Origin of the sequence: Mucilaginibacter gynuensis, assembly GCF_039541195.1 — a bacterium.
Classification (GTDB): domain Bacteria; phylum Bacteroidota; class Bacteroidia; order Sphingobacteriales; family Sphingobacteriaceae; genus Mucilaginibacter; species Mucilaginibacter gynuensis.
In genome coordinates this window covers 796882-814095 of the sequence record NZ_BAABFT010000001.1, presented here as the reverse complement: position 1 = coordinate 814095, position 17214 = coordinate 796882, and the positions used below count along the sequence as shown (strand labels likewise).

At 44.2% G+C, this 17214-nt stretch carries 7 protein-coding genes; 5 read left to right on the top strand and 2 right to left on the bottom strand.

All coding sequences use genetic code 11. From position 1 onward, the window contains the following. Window position 1: 1 nt before the first annotated feature. Together ABD894_RS03265 and ABD894_RS03260 are read right to left on the bottom strand one after the other, a co-directional pair. On the bottom strand, window positions 2-3469 hold the full coding sequence (locus ABD894_RS03265; protein ID WP_345209549.1) for a TonB-dependent receptor: 3468 nt from the start codon (window positions 3467-3469) through the stop codon (window positions 2-4). 196 nt (window positions 3470-3665) lie between these two features. Continuing rightward, window positions 3666-4742 carry a FecR family protein gene (locus tag ABD894_RS03260; protein ID WP_345209548.1) on the bottom strand — a complete coding sequence of 359 codons (1077 nt, stop codon included), beginning with the start codon at window positions 4740-4742 and terminating at the stop codon, window positions 3666-3668. Between the two features lie 254 nt (window positions 4743-4996). On the opposite strand from ABD894_RS03260, the gene ABD894_RS03255 reads away from it, so the two are divergent. The 5 genes from ABD894_RS03255 (at window position 4997) to ABD894_RS03235 (ending at window position 17194) form a co-directional block, all read left to right on the top strand. Beyond that, the gene (locus ABD894_RS03255) at window positions 4997-5560 is read left to right on the top strand and encodes an RNA polymerase sigma-70 factor (RefSeq protein ID WP_345209547.1); all 564 of its coding nucleotides are present in this window, start codon (window positions 4997-4999) and stop codon (window positions 5558-5560) included. A gap of 282 nt (window positions 5561-5842) precedes the next feature. Continuing rightward, window positions 5843-7558, top strand: coding sequence for an IlvD/Edd family dehydratase (locus ABD894_RS03250; RefSeq protein WP_345209546.1), 1716 nt, complete (start codon window positions 5843-5845; stop codon window positions 7556-7558). Between the two features lie 18 nt (window positions 7559-7576). Beyond that, complete coding sequence (locus tag ABD894_RS03245) at window positions 7577-8350, top strand: SDR family NAD(P)-dependent oxidoreductase (protein WP_345209545.1); 774 nt, start codon at window positions 7577-7579, stop codon at window positions 8348-8350. Between the two features lie 131 nt (window positions 8351-8481). Further along, on the top strand, window positions 8482-10857 hold the full coding sequence (locus ABD894_RS03240) for a GH92 family glycosyl hydrolase (protein ID WP_345209544.1): 2376 nt from the start codon (window positions 8482-8484) through the stop codon (window positions 10855-10857). Window positions 10858-10966: 109 nt separating this feature from the next. Next, on the top strand, window positions 10967-17194 hold the full coding sequence (locus ABD894_RS03235) for an alpha-2-macroglobulin family protein (RefSeq protein ID WP_345209543.1): 6228 nt from the start codon (window positions 10967-10969) through the stop codon (window positions 17192-17194). Window positions 17195-17214: the final 20 nt, after the last annotated feature.

The window sequence follows — 17214 nt, the reverse complement described above, 5'->3', positions numbered from 1 at the left end:
TTTATAATGAAAAGTTAACGCCAAATAAGAAGGTGCGCGGAGTGGCATAAGAGCCTTCGTCAATACCAAAATTGGTTACGCCGCCATTAAGCTCGGGATCGATACCACTGTAGCCGGTAATGGTGAACAAGTTAGTAGCCGATACATACACGTGCAATTTTTGAATGTTGGCTTTCTTTAACCACTCGCCGCCAAAGGTGTAGCCAATTTGCGCGTTACGTGCACGCAGGTAAGTGCCGTTCTCTACAAAGTAGGAGTTAGGCACCGAGCCACTGCTGAACGAGGCATCTAACTCCTGGATAGGGGCTTTGGCATTGTGGTTATCGGGCGTCCATGAATCGTAGAGGGCGGTTTTGCTTTTGGCAGTTTCGTAGTTGGCGTAAAAATCGCGCCAGTACTTCACATTGTTCCATACCTTGTTTCCGAAAGTTCCGTACAGTAAAATATTAAAATCGAAGTTTTTATAGGTGCCGCCCAGGTTTAAGCCCCCGCTGAATTTAGGGCTGGGGTTACCCAGAAAGGTTTTATCGGCATCGGTGATCAGCCCATCGCCGTTCACATCCACATAACGGAAACGACCCGGCTTAACATCCTGCTGAAAAAACTCGTCGGGGTTACCGGTTACCGCTTTAGCATGGGCGTCGGCAGCGTCAATTTCGTCCTGGCTGTTCCAAAAACCTGCTATCTTGTAACCGTAAAACTCACCTACCGAATGGCCTACCTCGTTGCGCACAAAGCTGGTACCGAAACGGCGGGCTATGTCCGATGGGAAGTTGTTCGTATTATCCGACAGCTTGATTATCTTATTGTTGTAGGTGGTAAGGGTAAGGGTAGAGTTAAAAGTGAAATCTTTACTGATCTTAAAATTACCCGTTACCGATGCATCTAAACCGTCGGTTTTCATTTTGGCTATATTGCGGTAAGGCACTTCGCCGTTACCTGCCGTACCCAATAGCTCGGGGTTAAATAACAGGTCGCGGATATCCTTGCGGTAATAATCAATGGTGAATGATAAGGCGTTATTTAAAATAGTAGCATCAAAACCAATGTTGGTATTGGCATCCTTTTCCCAACGGGCATCGGCATTACCTATATGTGCCTGGTAGTAGCCTGGGGTAATTACACCATCGCCGCCAATGGCGTAGTACGATTGACCAATGGTGCTGCTAAAGGTATCAAACCGGTTAGCATTGGTAAGGTTAAGCTGGTTACCCATTATACCGTAACCGCCGCGAATCTTCAGGTCATTAAGCCAGGTAAGGCTCTTCATAAAATTCTCCTGCGATATGCGCCAGCCCAAACTGAATGCCGGGAAGTAACCGTATTGCTTGTTTTTAGAGAAGTTAGATGTACCATCGTGACGTATGGTGGCATTGAAGAGATACTTGTCGTTAAAAATATAATCTAAGCGGGCAAATTCCGAGAAAAGCGAGGTAGAGCTGCGGTCGCTATAGTTATTCTGACCGGCGGCATCACCGGTAGAAAGGTTAACGTAATTAGGGTCGAAAGTGTAATAATTTTGCCTGCTGCCGCCCAACGAGCTGTAGTTTTCCTGGTTCGATTCGGTACCTACCAATATCTTTATATCGTGCTTATCAATGGTTTTATGGTACGATAAAGTGTTGGTCCAGTTGTAAACGTAGTTACTGTACGAGTCTTCATTATAACCGTTCCTCGATTGGTTTTCCACGTTTTCGTACGACGGATAGGTGAAATAATGCGAGTTACCCGAAGAAGTTTCACCACCGAAAGAGGTACGCAGGGTTAAGCCTTTGATGATGTCCGCCTCGGCGAACATGTTACCGAAAAGCCTGTAATCTGTTTGGCCGCTGGTGCGTGTACGTTGTTGAATGGCTACCGGGTTATTGGCATCGCCCAAGCCACTGCCGTAGCTGCCCGCGTAATTACCCATAATATCATAAACCGGAATAATAGGCATTTGCCTGATAGCCATGGTGATCACTCCATCCGGATCGTTACCGCCCACTTTGGGGTTGCTGGTGATAGAGTAAGCCAGATTTTCGCCAATGCGAATATTTTTGCTGATGTTATAAGATGAGTTAGAACGCAGGGTATAGCGCTTTTGATAAGTTTCTATCAGTGTCCCACGCTGGTTAAAATAGTTTAACGAGAACAAGTAGCTGCCTTGGTCGCTGCCGCCGCTTACACTCAAATTATGACTGGTAATAGGCGCGGTTTTAAATATGGCATGGTACCAATCCGTACCGGCCTTGTTGGCTTTTACAATGCGGTAAAAACTGTTCAAATCATCGGGCGAAGTATAGTAAGGGTTTACATAATATTTTGATGGATCAACCGACGGATCGCCTGCCATTGCCCCGGTAGGGAAAATATAGTCGGGCAGTACGTATTTTGCTCCGTTGCCGTAAAGGTCATCGCTGAAATCGGTATCGCCGTGGTTGGTTTTGGCTACCCGTTTAAGGTCGGCCATTTCCTGCGGATTTAAAGTGTTCCATACATTGCCGCCTTTAGGTACCTGCGAGCCGTAATAGGCATCGTATTGTACGTTTACCTTGCCTTTACCTTTTTTTGTGGTGATAATAATTACCCCGTTTGATGCCCTCGCGCCATAAATAGAGGCCGAGCTGGCATCCTTCAAAATCTGAAAGGTTTCTACATCGTTAGGGTTCAGTGTGCTTACATCCTGCGTTGGTACGCCATCAACCACGTATAGCGGTGTATTGTTGCCAAAGGTGTTAAACCCACGGATGCGCACCTGCGGTTCTTCGCCCGGCTGCCCCGAACCAATTACCGACACACCCGATGCCTGGCCCTGTAACTGTGTATTTACTGAAGATGAGGCCGTTTTATTTAAGTTTTTTACATCAACCACTGATACCGCGCCGGTAAGGTCTTTTTTGCGCTGGGTAGAATAACCCACCACAACCACTTCATTAAGCGCCTTGGCTTCCTCCTTCAGCTTAACGTTAATCACCGTTTGCCCGTTCACCGCCACTTGCTGACTGCTGTAACCTATGTAAGTGAAAATGAGCGTTCCGCTGCCGTCGGGTATTGTAATGCTGTATTTGCCGCTGGCATCGGTGGTGGTACCCAGTTCGCTGCCCTTGAGCGATACACTTACGCCGGGCAGGGTTTCGCCGCTTTCGGATGTTACCGCGCCCGTTACCGTTAAGGCCGAGATATCCTTATCGTCGCCGGGTTTTATAATAATGATATCGCCGATCACCTTGAACGCCAGATGCTGTTTTTGCAGTACCTGTTTCATTACGGTTTCAATAGAAGCATCCTGTACGGTAAGCTGGATCTTTTGATCAACATTAACCTGGTCGAGACGATAAAAAACAGTATAGTTGCTGTTCTTTTCTATCTGTTTAAACATCTCCTTAACGGTTATATTGTTAAGGTTAAAGCTGTAAACATTCTGTGAGAATGCCGTTGCGTGAATTTGCAAAATACCTGTAAAGAGCAGAATAGTTACAAGCTTCATAATGGTGATTATTTTTTGCCACGTATGCGTAGCCTTTCCAGAGGTTCTGTAAAAAAATATCATAAATTTGTTTTTTTAATTAGTTAATACGATGCTTCCCCAAGCGTAGGGTATTAGCTATTAGAATTTTAAATTACCCGGAGTGTTAGCGCATTCCGGGTTTTGTTTTTTCGGCCTTTTAAAGTTTCTCCATATTTTATTTTTTGTTGTTAGCGTTGGTTTTTATAATGTTAATAGTGTTGTTATCGATGGTGTAATTGATAGGTGTATTGGCTTTTATTATCTCCAGCACGTTTTGTATACTATCTATATTTTTAAAGCTGCCGTAATAGCGCAGGTTTTGCAGTTCTGCATCTTTCATGTTTATCTTAACATCGTACCTGCGCTCCAGTATGTTGGTGATTTCGGCAAGGGTGTTGCCGTCAAACACCAGCAGATCTTGCTTCCAGCCGTCGTAGCGGTTCAATTTTGCCGAATCTATTTGTAAAACCTGTATATCGTTCAGGTCGGAGTTTTGCGTAGCGTCCTGCTTGTAGGTATAACCTTCGGGTTTTGGCTTGTTTAATATGCGCAGTACCTGCCGTTGTTTAATATGGATGCGGCTGTTATCGTGAGCGTTACTGTTAACGTTGTTCTCTACCGATACCTCACCGCTTACCACCGCGGCTTCAAATATTGGGTCTTCCGGATAAGCCTTCAGGTTGAATTTAGTACCGATGTCCCTTATGGTATAGTTTTTAGTATTTACGATGAAAGGCAGGTCTTTTTTACCCGGCGCTATATCAAAAAAGCCTTCGCCTTCGAGGTATACGGTGCGATTGCTAACGCCAAAATCGGCTGTATAATTAAGCGTGCTGCCAGCGTTAAGCCAAACAATGGTTCCATCGGTTAACGTTACCTTACGGATGGTACCTTTCTTCGCCGCTACCAAACGTTTATTTTGCTGGTTGGTGGTATAGTGTTTAATTACATTGATACCTAAAAAAGTGACGATTGTTATAATAGCGGCTACCTTAAGCCAACGTACATATTCTTTAGGTTTTACCTCTTTAACAGGTGTGTGGCTTTCTACAAAACGCTCGTAAGCCTTGTCTTCATCAATAAGGCCCGGCTCCAGGTAAAGCATGTTTTGCCAGGTTTCGTATAACTGGGCAAAGTACTGCTCGTTCTCGGGGTGTGCGTTCACCCATGATGTTACCTGTTGGGCTTCCTCTGCGGTAGCTTCGCCGGTAATATACTTTACTAATAATGTCTTAATATCCTCGTTACTCATGCTCTTATACCCCTAAGACAATTAAAAGCTGACCTACCCTCAATGTGCAGTGATAAATTTTATATTTTTATTAAAAACAATTATTTGAAACTGTATAATAAGGTATGGCGAAATATTATACTTTCTGTATGGTTGGGTGATTTGATGTTATTTAGTTCAAAATTCTTTAACATTAATTTGTAATGTGTTCAAATAATTAATAACTTGTTAAAAATTTTATTAAGTACCTCTACCTTTTATAACCATAGGTTTTTATGAATACAGAAGCCAGTATATTTAAAGCCAAGTTTGCCCAGGGAGATACCAAGGTATTTGAGGCGCTTTTTAAATTATACTATACCAGGCTTACTTTATTTGCCAATCGTTTTACCAATGATTTGGCTGTGGCTGAAGAAATTGTAGCCGATGTATTTACCTTATTGTGGGAGAGGGGGCACGAGATAGTTTTTACCACCTCTTTAAAATCGTACCTGTTTACTACCGTTAAAAACCGATGTTTAAATCATCTGAAGCATCAAAAAATAGAGAACCTTTATGTTAACTATTTAGAAAAGAACAAACTGCTTGATGAGGTAATGAGCGCTGTAGAAAATGGCTACGAAGAAAAAGAACTCGCCCTGCAAATAAAACAAGCCATAAGCACCCTGCCCGAAAAATGCCGCGAAGTATTTGTGATGAGCCGTTTTAGCGATATGCGTTATAAAGAAATTGCCGATCAGCTCAACATCTCCCCCAAAACGGTAGAACGCCACATGGGTATCGCCCTCGAAAAACTCCGTAAAATATTGAAGCATGTGAACTACATGCTGTTTCTTTAATGTTCGTAATTGCTTGATCTGAAATGATTAAAGACCAGGACTATCACCCTGAGCTTGTCGAAGGGTGCGTGGGTGATGACCTCCGCGCACGATCCTTCGACAAGCTCAGGATGACCTATTTAAACACTTTTTATATTCGCTATTCTTTAACACCCATCAATCTTTAATTTTTCCCTTTCCACTTTTTGCATAAACAATTTTTTAGCAATGGGTATTATTTAATAATATGCCATAACTTGCATTAACTAATTTTAAGTCCTGACAAAATTATAAAGCTACTACATGGATAATAACGAGCTTCGCAGTGCCGATTGGTTTGGCCGTACCGGTAAAGATGGTTTCATTTACCGGTCATGGATCCAAAAACAGGGCATACCATCCAATTTTTTTAGCGGTAAACCGGTAATAGGCATTTGCAATACCTGGAGCGAACTTACACCTTGCAATTCGCACTTTCGCGAACTGGCGCAAAGCGTAAAGAACGGCATATTGGAAGCGGGCGGTTTCCCGGTAGAGTTTCCGGTGATGTCGCTCGGCGAATCATTAATGAAGCCAACCGCCATGCTTTACCGTAATTTGGCGAGTATGGATGTAGAAGAGAGTATCCGCGCTAATCCGCTGGATGGGGTGGTGCTGCTTTGTGGCTGCGATAAAACCACGCCATCATTATTAATGGGCGCGGCCAGCGTAAACCTGCCCACCATAGTAGTAAGCGGTGGCCCGATGCTTACGGGTAAATATCGCGGCAAAAGTATCGGCACGTCAGATCTCTGGCGGTTCAGCGAAGAGCAGCGTACCGGTGATATTTCGCAGCAGGAAATGTTTGCCATTGAGGCGGGCATGTGCCGCAGTAACGGCCATTGCGCGGTAATGGGCACGGCATCAACTATGGCTTGCATGGTAGAGTCGCTTGGGGTATCGTTGCCGGGCAACGCGGCCATTCCCGCGGCAGATTCGGCACGTAAGGTTTTGGCGCATCTGTCGGGTGTACGTATTGTGGAGATGGTGAAAGAGAATTTAAAGCTATCTGATATCCTTACGAGGCAGGCTTTTGAAAATGCTATTATCACCAATGCTGCCATCGGCGGCTCAACCAATTTTGTGATCCACCTGCTGGCCATTGCAGGCCGTATTGGCGTACCGCTTTCATTGGATGAGTTTAATGATATTGGTAAGGATGTGCCGCTGCTGGTAAACCTCGAACCATCGGGCAAATACTTTATGGAAGATATGTATTACGCGGGCGGCTTGCCAGTGGTACATAAAGAAATAAGTGGGTTTTTGCATAACGATTGCATCACCGCCAATGGCAGAACCATACAGGATAATTACTCACGTGCCGAATGTTATAACACCGAAGTAATTGCTTCGATAGATAAACCGGTAAATCCAATATCGGGTGTGGTAGTTTTAAAGGGTAATTTATGTGTGGATGGCGCGGTGATCAAACCATCAGCCGCCAGCGACCACCTGTTGCAGCATACCGGCAAGGCGGTAGTATTTGAAGATATTGACGATTACAAAGCCCGTATTGACGATCCCGAACTGGATGTTGACGAGAATAGCATACTGGTACTAAAACAGGTTGGCCCCAAAGGTTATCCCGGCATGCCCGAAGTGGGCAATATGGGACTGCCCACCAAGTTGCTCGAAAAAGGCGTTACCGATATGGTGCGCATTTCCGACGGCCGCATGAGCGGAACCGGCTTTGGTACGGTAGTGCTGCATGTATCGCCGGAATCGGCCATTGGCGGTACCTTCGCCATTGTACAAAACGGCGATATCATAAAGCTGGATGTGTTCAATAAGGTATTGCATTTGGAGGTATCTGATGAAGAAATTGCCATTCGTAAAAGCAAACTGCCCCCTTTTGTAGCCATAGCTGATAGGGGCTATGTTGGCCTTTATCAAAACACGGTAGAGCAGGCGCACCTCGGTGCCGATCTGGGTTTCCTGAAAGGTTCATCGGGCAGCGTGGTAAGTAAAGATTCACATTAATTAAGTATCATATAATTTATGGCGAACGGTCCATTTACAGGTCAGGTTGCGATAGTAACAGGGGCGGGGCAGGGTATAGGTTTTGAAATAGCCTGGCAACTGGCATTGCAGGGCGCTAAAGTAGTATTGAATGATGCCGACCCTGAACTAAGCGATAAAGCGGTAGCCTCCATCACCAGCGAAGGCGGTACGGCGTACTCCATGCCGGGCGATGCCTCCGATATTGCTTTCATCCGCAGTATGGTTGCCGAAGGCGTTAAGCAATTTGGTAAGGTTACCTTAGCTGTGGCCAATGCGGGTTTATCTCTTTACGGCGATTTTTTGGAATATCCTGAAGAAGATTTCGACCGGGTGATGAAACTTAATTTGGGCGGCAGTTTTTACCTTGCGCAGGCCGTAGCCAAACAGATCATCGCGCAAAAAAGTGGCGGTAGCATTGTTTTCATCAGCAGCGTTACCGGTCACCAGGCACACAAAAATTTGGGTGCTTACGGAGTAACCAAAGCCGGGTTAGAAATGCTGGCTAAAAATCTCGTGATCGAACTATCTCCCTACAATATCTCTGTTAACGCGGTAGCCCCCGGCGCTACCTTAACCGAACGCACATTGAGCTTTGCGGGATACGCCGATACATGGTCGGCATTAACACCGCTTGGCCGACCTGCTACCGTACAGGATATTGGCAATGCCGTGCTATTCTTTTTGTTACCCGCGTCAAGGCACATCACCGGCCAAAGCCTGGTGGTTGATGGCGGGTGGACATCCATTAGCCCTGCTCCGAATGATAAATAAGGTTGATCTTATTTGTGCATACATATAATTGTTTATTATACGGTTTATGTTAGAAATAATTGATTTGCAAGTGTAAAATATATTACTATGTTTGTACATTGTAAACCAATTATTCATCAAACCTATATTTCATGGCCAATAAGTTCATATCTTCTGTCCTTGGTGCTAAATCGTTTATTGCTGTGTCGGCATTGTTGCTGGCCTCATGCGCGGCAAAGCGCGAGAACGTATTAAAATATGTTGACCCTAACATTGGTACTGCCCACAGCAGGTGGTTTTTTTATACCCCGGCTGCTGTACCTTATGGTATGGCCAAGCTGGCACCGTCAACCAACGGGCATTATGGTAATCCTTCGGGATGGGAGGCGGTAGGGTATGATACCCGGCATAATTCTATCGAGGGCTTTGTCCATTTTCACGAATGGCAGGTAGGCGGTGTAAGTGTAATGCCGGCAACAGGCGCGCTGAAAACAATTCCCGGCGAGCTGGATAAGGCGGGCAATGGCTATCGTTCACATTTCGACCGTAAAAATGAAATAGCCCAACCCGGTTACTACAAAGTATTACTTGACGATTATAAAGTTACCGCCGAACTTACTGCAACAAAACATGTGGGTTTTCACCGGTACACTTTTCCGAAAAGCGATCAATCGCGCATTATACTAGATATTGGCAACAAGCAGGGCGAAAGCGATGAAGTGACCGATGCCGCAGTACGCATGATAGATGATACTCATTTCGAGGGCTTTGTAACCACCTATCCTAAATATGTGCACACTTATGATGCCGACGGCCATGTATCCATGTACTTTTGGGGCGAGGTAAGTCGTAAGCCTGATGATGTAAATACTTTTACTACCGGCAGTATTCAACTGCATAACAATACCGCTAAAGGCAAGGGCGCAGGTTTAACCCTCGAATATAAAACACAGGATAATGAAGCGATAGAACTAAAAGTTGGCCTATCCTATACATCTACCCAAAATGCCAAAGCCAATTACGAAGCCGAAGTACAAGGCCTAACCTTTGAAAAAGCCAAGTTACAAGCTCAGGAAACCTGGCAGCAGGAATTGGGCAAGATCTACGTGCAAAGCACGGACGAAAAAAAGAAGATCAAATTTTACACCGGGCTTTATCATGCCTTATTGGGCAGGGGTGTAGCTAATGATGTTAACGGCGCTTTCCCAAAACATGGCGGAGCGATAGGGCAGCTGCCTAAAGATAAATCGGGCAAGTTCAGCTATAACTTTTACAATACAGATGCTATATGGGGCGCGTTCTGGAACCTTACCCAACTGTGGGCACTATCGTACCCCGAGCATTATAACGATTATGTGCATACCGAGCTGGAGATCTATAAAGATCGTGGTTGGTTTGGTGATGGTATCGCTAACAGCAACTTCGTATCGGGTGTGGGTACCAATTTTGTCGGACTGGCCATTGCAGGTGCCTATCAGTCCGGCATCCGCGATTATGATACGGTATTGGCTTACAAAGCCATTAAGGAGAACGAATTGAACTGGCAAAACCGCAAAGTAGGTTCAGGTAAAATGGATGTGAAGGTATTTGTTGATAAAGGCTATGTGCCCTATACCGAAGAAGATAAAACAGATAGTACCTCCTCACATTTCGCGGCATCACATACGCTGGAGTATAGTTTCAGCACCTTCGCGGCAGCTCAAATGGCAAAAGCTATGGGCAAGGAGCAGGATTATCAATCGCTCATAAAGTACTCTAACGGCTGGAAACTGCTGTACGATTCGCAGCAAAAGTTAATGCGGCCAAAGCTGGCCAATAGCAGTTTTATAGATAAGTTCGACCCATACCAGCCATGGCGCGGTTTTCAGGAGGGTAATGCTATACAGTATACCTTTTATGTGCCGCAAAATCCGGATGCTTTGATCAGCGCTATCGGCAAAGATGCCTTTAACAATCGTTTGGATAGCATATTCACCTTAGCGCAAAAGAACAGTTTTGGAGGCGGCAAGGAGATTGATGCTTTCGCAGGTATTAAATCTATCTACAATCATGGTAATCAACCCAATCTACATATCAGCTGGCTGTTCAACTTTTCGGGCAAGCCATGGCTCACCCAAAAATGGACCCGCGCTATATGCGATGAATTTTATGGTACCGAAAGTATCCACGGTTACGGCTACGGGCAGGATGAAGACCAGGGACAATTAGGCTCATGGTATGTAATATCATCGCTGGGGCTGTTTGATGTAAAGGGCTTTACAGATCTCCGGCCGATCATCGAGATTGGCAGCCCGGCATTTGACATGGCCGACATTCAACTGGGCAACGGCAAAAATCTCACCATCGAAACAAAAAATAATTCGGCAAAAAACGTCTACATCCAATCGGCCGAATTTAATGGCAAAGCATTAAGCAACTGCTGGCTATACCGCGACGAACTGATGCAGGGTGGCAAACTCAGCTTTGTAATGGGAGATAAGCCCAACACCGGCTGGGGCAGTAAAACGCCGCCACCATCGGCACAATAACAGTAATTGATAGTAGTTGAAAAATAAAACCCGTGGTGTAAATACATTACGGGTTTTATTTTGATGTGTATTAAGCTTGTTTATTATATTTAGGCACCATTTCAATTATATGCTTAAAAACCTGCTTATCACCCCGGTATTGTTAATTCTTCTTTTGGGTAATGCCTTTTCGCAAATACCTACAGGCGCTAATGTTTGGCCGGATATCGAATCAGATATCAAGTGGAAAAATAACTTGCAGGATACCCGGCAAAAGCTGTTATCCATGCAGCAAAAAGCAATAAAGACTAACGACGATATTACACATGCCCGCTGCCTGTACAGCCTCCTCAAAATTAGCGATCAGATTACCGAAGATAGTCTGTATTTCAGGAATAGCGCTTTTATTGATACCCTACTCAACAGTAAGTCGGCATCGTTAAAATTAAAAACCATGTTACACCTATTGCAGGCGCAACGTTTGGCAGGTTTTGGCAATAAATATCTGCGGTTTAAAAGAGAAACCTATCAAACGCCCAAATTACCAAATAACTATGCGGCTTTAAGTAATGCCCGGTTGGATAGCATGGCTTATAGCCACATAGCAACCGCCGCTAAGATCAATCCTTTCAAAGGCTTCATCGCCGATCTGTTATGGCTATCATCAACCCCGGATGTATTTTTATTTGACGGAGCCGGTTTTAAGGATGTTATTTATGCCGAGCAAGTGGCAATGGCATCTAAAAATAATTCTACTAATGATGAGCTTTGGATCAAGTTACCATCGCCGGCTTTTCGTGCACGTTTAGATAGCGTTGCGACCTATGCAAAAAACAAGCTACCGGTACTTGCGAGTTATCAGCAATGGATGCAGGCCAACAAGGGGGATGAGCAAAAGGTGAGCTTTATTGAATCGTTGGCGCGCAAGTACGCCTGGATGAAAACCGACCAGGATTCGCTAAACACGTTACACTATACCAGATATCTTAACGAGTGTTTGAAATCACCGTATCCGGCTGTTAAGGCACATGGTATATATCAGCTTTGTTTGTTATGGAATAAGGATGGTAAACGATACTATTCTAATGACGATGAATCTTATAGCTGGAGAGCCGGAAACTCCTGGTACGCTAAATTCAATACTAAGTATAAAAACTGTTTACAACAGGCTTTGAAGCTGTATAATGATAATGAAGCGCTTTTGTCAAATTATCGGCCGTTTTATAAAGTGCTGTACATAATGAAACAGCAAATTTTAGCGCCTGATATTAATATTGATACGCGTACAAACGTACTGCCGGGTAAATCTTTTGTAGCCCATGTAAAATATAAAAACACAGCACATTTATATTACAGATTAATACCCACCGGCGTAGATGCGCCTCAAATAATTAACAAATTGAACGTTACCAAACAGTTACTGGAAATAAAGCCGGTTGCCGAAAACAGTATTGCATTACCCGGAACAGATGATTTTAATACTCATGTTGCTTTTTTAAAACTCCCGCAGTTGGCGATTGGGCATTACCACTTAATTTTTAGCGATAGTCAACTTAAACCGGGAATGAGATTTGCTCATCAAATTAAAATTGAAATAAGCAATATTGCCTCTTTTAATGATGATAACAGGGTATATGTAGTAAACCGCGAAACAGGCGTACCTATACCGGGCGCGGATGTTAAAATATATTCTTATGATGGTAATACAAACACTTATTCATTGCTGGGCAACAAAACTGTAGTGGCAGATGGTTCAGTGATTATTCCCTATGAAAATAGGGCTAAAAAGTTGGTGATCAGCAATGGTAAGGATACTACTGAATATCAATACAGTGCACGTGAAAACGATGAGCCGGATGATATTTATGAAAAGGATGAGGATGATAACGAGGAAGAGGAGGATAGCGGCTTAGCCGAGTATTACGAAGATAATATTAAGGTACACCTGTTTACCGATAGAAGTATTTACCGCCCGGGGCAGCAGGTGCATTATAAGGCCCTGTTTATTACCAAAAATCCTGAAACAGACCAACCTATGCTGCTTAGCCGCGATAACCTGAAACCCGGTTACGCTAAAAAGAACTTTGATAAGTGGATAAAGGATATAGGCGAAAAGGTAATGCTCGAAAATCCATTTAGTAAAACAGTCGACTCGGCAGCCATCGCCATAAATGAATTCGGCAGTTTCGCGGGCACATTTACCATACCAAAAACCGCCGCCACCGGTGATTGGGAGATAAACGTGGGCGGCCTGGATATGGATTACCAAAACAGGGGTGAATTTAAAGTAGAGGAGTACAAGAGGCCAACCTTTGAGCTGGTTTTAGAGAAGCCGCGTAAAATGGTGAAAATAGGCGAGCCATTTAATATTAAGATAAAGGCACACCCGTTCAGCGGTGCCAATATGAATAACTTGCCTGTAAAATATACTATTACGCGCTATTACGGATCGATGGTGGTAGAGCGACTGAGCAAAAAGAGAGCCCAATTGCCGTACGACTATAAGTTGATTGATAGTACCGGCACTACAGATGCAAATGGTGATGTATCGATAACCATTAATGATTCTTTGTTAAAGCAATATTTATTCGCGGAACGCCCTTCAGACATTTCATACAGCATTAAAGCCACTGCAACTGATGCTACTGGTGAAACTATAGAGTTGTCTGAATATGTTTCGGTACCTGTTTTGCCTGTAAAAATCAATATCAAGCTCGAAAAACTGTATGATATTGTAAAAATCCCAGGCTTCAATGTAACCACAACTGCCAATTTTGAAGGTAATGTTGATCGTAAGGTTGAGGTCAAACTATATAAGCTGTCATCTTCAAAAGGCGCTGTTTACAATTATACTACTGTAGATCAGTGGTTATACCCACAGGCAGATTGGCAAAAGTGGTTCCCGCATATTGATTTAAATGATGCGCCAAAGGATACGGTATTGGTATGGCAAACTACTATTAACACAGCTGCCGACAATATACTGCGGTTGCCTGCCGGTAAGCTTAGCGCGGGCGAATATCAACTTATTGCTACCTGTAACGATGGCGGGGAGCTAAGCGGAAAATCGGAATATGATTTTAGCTTATTCAATAGCCAATCAAAAGAATACGCCGGCGATGCAGATGAGCTTAATTTTTTGCCGGTAAACAGTGTAAAACCGGGTGATGTGCTTACCTGGCATACCGCCGCTGATAGCAAAACGTATTCTGTTTACCAGGTGCAATATATTGCGCTAAAGAAAAAAATCCCTCAAATACGCACTATATATCAGCATATTACTGAAGAAAAGGGAATAAGAATATTTCGTTTTCGCATACCTGCCGATGCTGCTACCGGGAAGGTGCTGTTGGCCAGGGCATATGTGAAAGATAACTACTTATATACTGTTGAGCAAACAGCGTATTTATGGGAACCCAGGGAGGCTGAGCCCGAAATTATTGTAGAAAAATATCGTAAAGTGATGGTGCCCGGCGCAAAAGAAAGCATTACACTTTCGGTTAAAACTAAAAGCGAGAATGTAGCAGCCGAAATACTTACAACGCTTTATGATGTAACGCTTGATAAATTGAACCAGCATCAATGGTCAAAACCAAATTTGGAAAAGGAGCAATTATACCTGAATAATAACTGGGAACGTACTTTGGTAAATAATGCTATAGCCGGTGATGCGGGCAGCCGGATACCAACTAATAATGAAAACGGTGGATATTTTAAGACAGACACAACTGCTTATTTGCAAGGCAAGGTATCCGGTTTAAATATTACCAATGCATCGGGCTTAAACGAGGTGGTAGTGGTTGCATACGGAGTGGCCACAAGCCGGTCACTCACAAGCAGTATGGTTACAATTAGGGGTAATGCTACCTTAGCCGGAATAGGTAAGATACTTACCATAGTTGATGGCGTGGTGGTTGAAACCGATTTGAAAGATATTGACGCTTCGAAAATAACCGAGGCGATTATACTTAAAGGGGCCGATGCTTCGGCATTATATGGCGCACGCGCGGCGCAAGGGGTATTGGTGATAAGTACAAAGGGCCGTATTGTTTTACCTCAACCTGAGCCGCCGGTAGTAAAGGTGCGTAAGAATTTCAATGAAACCGCGTTCTTTTTTCCGCAGGTGCATGCCGATGCTAAGGGGTATTACACTTTTAGCTTTACCATGCCCGAAAGCGCTACCGAATGGAACTGGAAGATATTGGCGCATACCCGTAATGCAAAATTCGCTTATGCCGAACGTAAACTGCAAACACAATTAAACCTGATGGTGCAGCCCAACATACCCCGCTTGCTATACCAAGGCGATAAGATAAAACTGCAAAGCAGGGTAAGCAACCTTGATACCACGGCTATTAACGGAACGGTAACCTGCAAAATTGAGGATGCCGTTACCGGCGAAGATATCACTGCAAAACTGGTCGCGGAAAAAGATAAAGCCTTTAACCTCGGTAAAAAAAGTAGTGGTTCATGGGCATTTATGCTTAACGTGCCTGCATCACAAACCAATCCGCTTAAAATTGTAATAAGCGCAGCAACAAAAGGTGCTGCCGATGCCGAAGAGCATATTATTCCGGTGGCATCATCGCGGTTATTTATCAGGCAAAGCCTGCCTCTTAATTTTAATAATAAAACACAGTTAAGTATACCATCGGTAAAACTGCCGGTGAATGCTTCGCTGTTTGGGATAGGCCTGTCTATTGGGCAAAAGCCGCAGGCTACTTTAATTAACGCGCTGCCTTGGTTGGCCAACTATTCCTACAACTGTGCCGAACAAACCTTTAATAAGCTGCGCGCGCAAGCCACAGCGGTAAGCTTAATACGTACTGATACTTCGCTGCAAGCGGCTTACAGCAAAGCGGCATCAGCTGCAAAAACCGATACTGCAACCGCTGTATTGCCCGATGAACTTGCCGACGAAACCATGCCATGGCTGGGCGCTGCAAACCAAACGGCCAAGCAGCAAAAGCAATTGCTCTTATTATTTGATACCTTAAAAACCAATGCAGGTATAAAACTGCACCAGGAGCGTTTATATAAACTACAACAGGGTGATGGTGGCCTGGCTTGGTTTGATGGCGGTAAGAGCAGTGATTATATCTCAGCTTACGTTTTGGCAGGGGTGGGGCAAATGAAACAAAGAGGCTGGTATTATAAAGCAGGTGAGATTAATGCTTATGAGGCATGGCTTAACCGGCTTACTGATTATGTGCAGCAGCGTTTTACCCAGGCAAATGATTCATTTAAAGGCGAAGATAAATTATACCTTTTGTATGCCTTAGGTTATTGGCGAACATCAGCCCAAACAGTGCTATTTGCCGACAGGCTGAATGAAGTACTGACTACTGAATGGAGGGGCGTGGATCAAACCGATCTGGAGCGTTTGTCGCTGCTGATCATTAATACCTTGAGATATACCCGTGCAGGTAGTATCCTGCATAAAAAAGCCCTCAGCCAGCTCGAATCAATAAGGCAACAGGCCATTGTTGATAACGAGAACGGAATGCGCTGGAAGGCTTTGGCCGATGCTGATGAACTGAATAACTCAGCAGAAGAGACGGTAGCGATGCTATCTGAAGCGTTTGGCTTAGCGGGGAAAAACGAAAAAATTGACGCGGGTATCATTAAGTGGCTGCTTACCGCTAAAACTGAGGACCGGTGGAGCACTACTAAAGGCACTGCCGCGGCTATCGGTATGCTGCAAAAACAACAAGGCGAGGTATTGGGCAAAACAAAAACCATATCGGCTGTAATTGCAGGTAAGCAGGTAACGGTTTCTGATGGATTGCTTGACGGTGTCCCATCAGCTTTTATACGTACCGGCGATTTGCCATCTAATATTACCTTTACTGATAACAATCAAAACACGCGCGGTGCGGTAACATGGTATTACTTTGCCGAACCATCAGGAGCTGACACGGTTAATAAAGTGGTGAAAATAAGCAGGCAGCTTTATATACGTGATAAGAGCGGAAAGCAAATATTGCTGCAACCTAATGCTGTTTTAAAAACCGGAGATAAGCTAACTGTTAAGCTGAGCATTAATGCAGGTAAACGTTTAAAATTCGTATATATAAACGATCCTCGTTCGGCGGCGTTTGAGCCAAATCAATTGCAGAGTGGCTACGAGTACGGCGATGGTTTAAGCTACTATCAATCAGTGAGAGACGCGGGCATGCAATTTTTCACAGAGGCCATCCCAAGAGGCGTTTCTACCATAACTTATGATTTGGTAGTAGCACATGAAGGACAATTCACCGCAGGTCCGGTTTCGTTACAGTGTATGTATCAACCATCAATTGCGGCTTACAGCAGTGCAATGCAGGTAACTACAACAGCGCAAGCCGAGCAGAAGTAAAGGTAACCGCAGATTATATA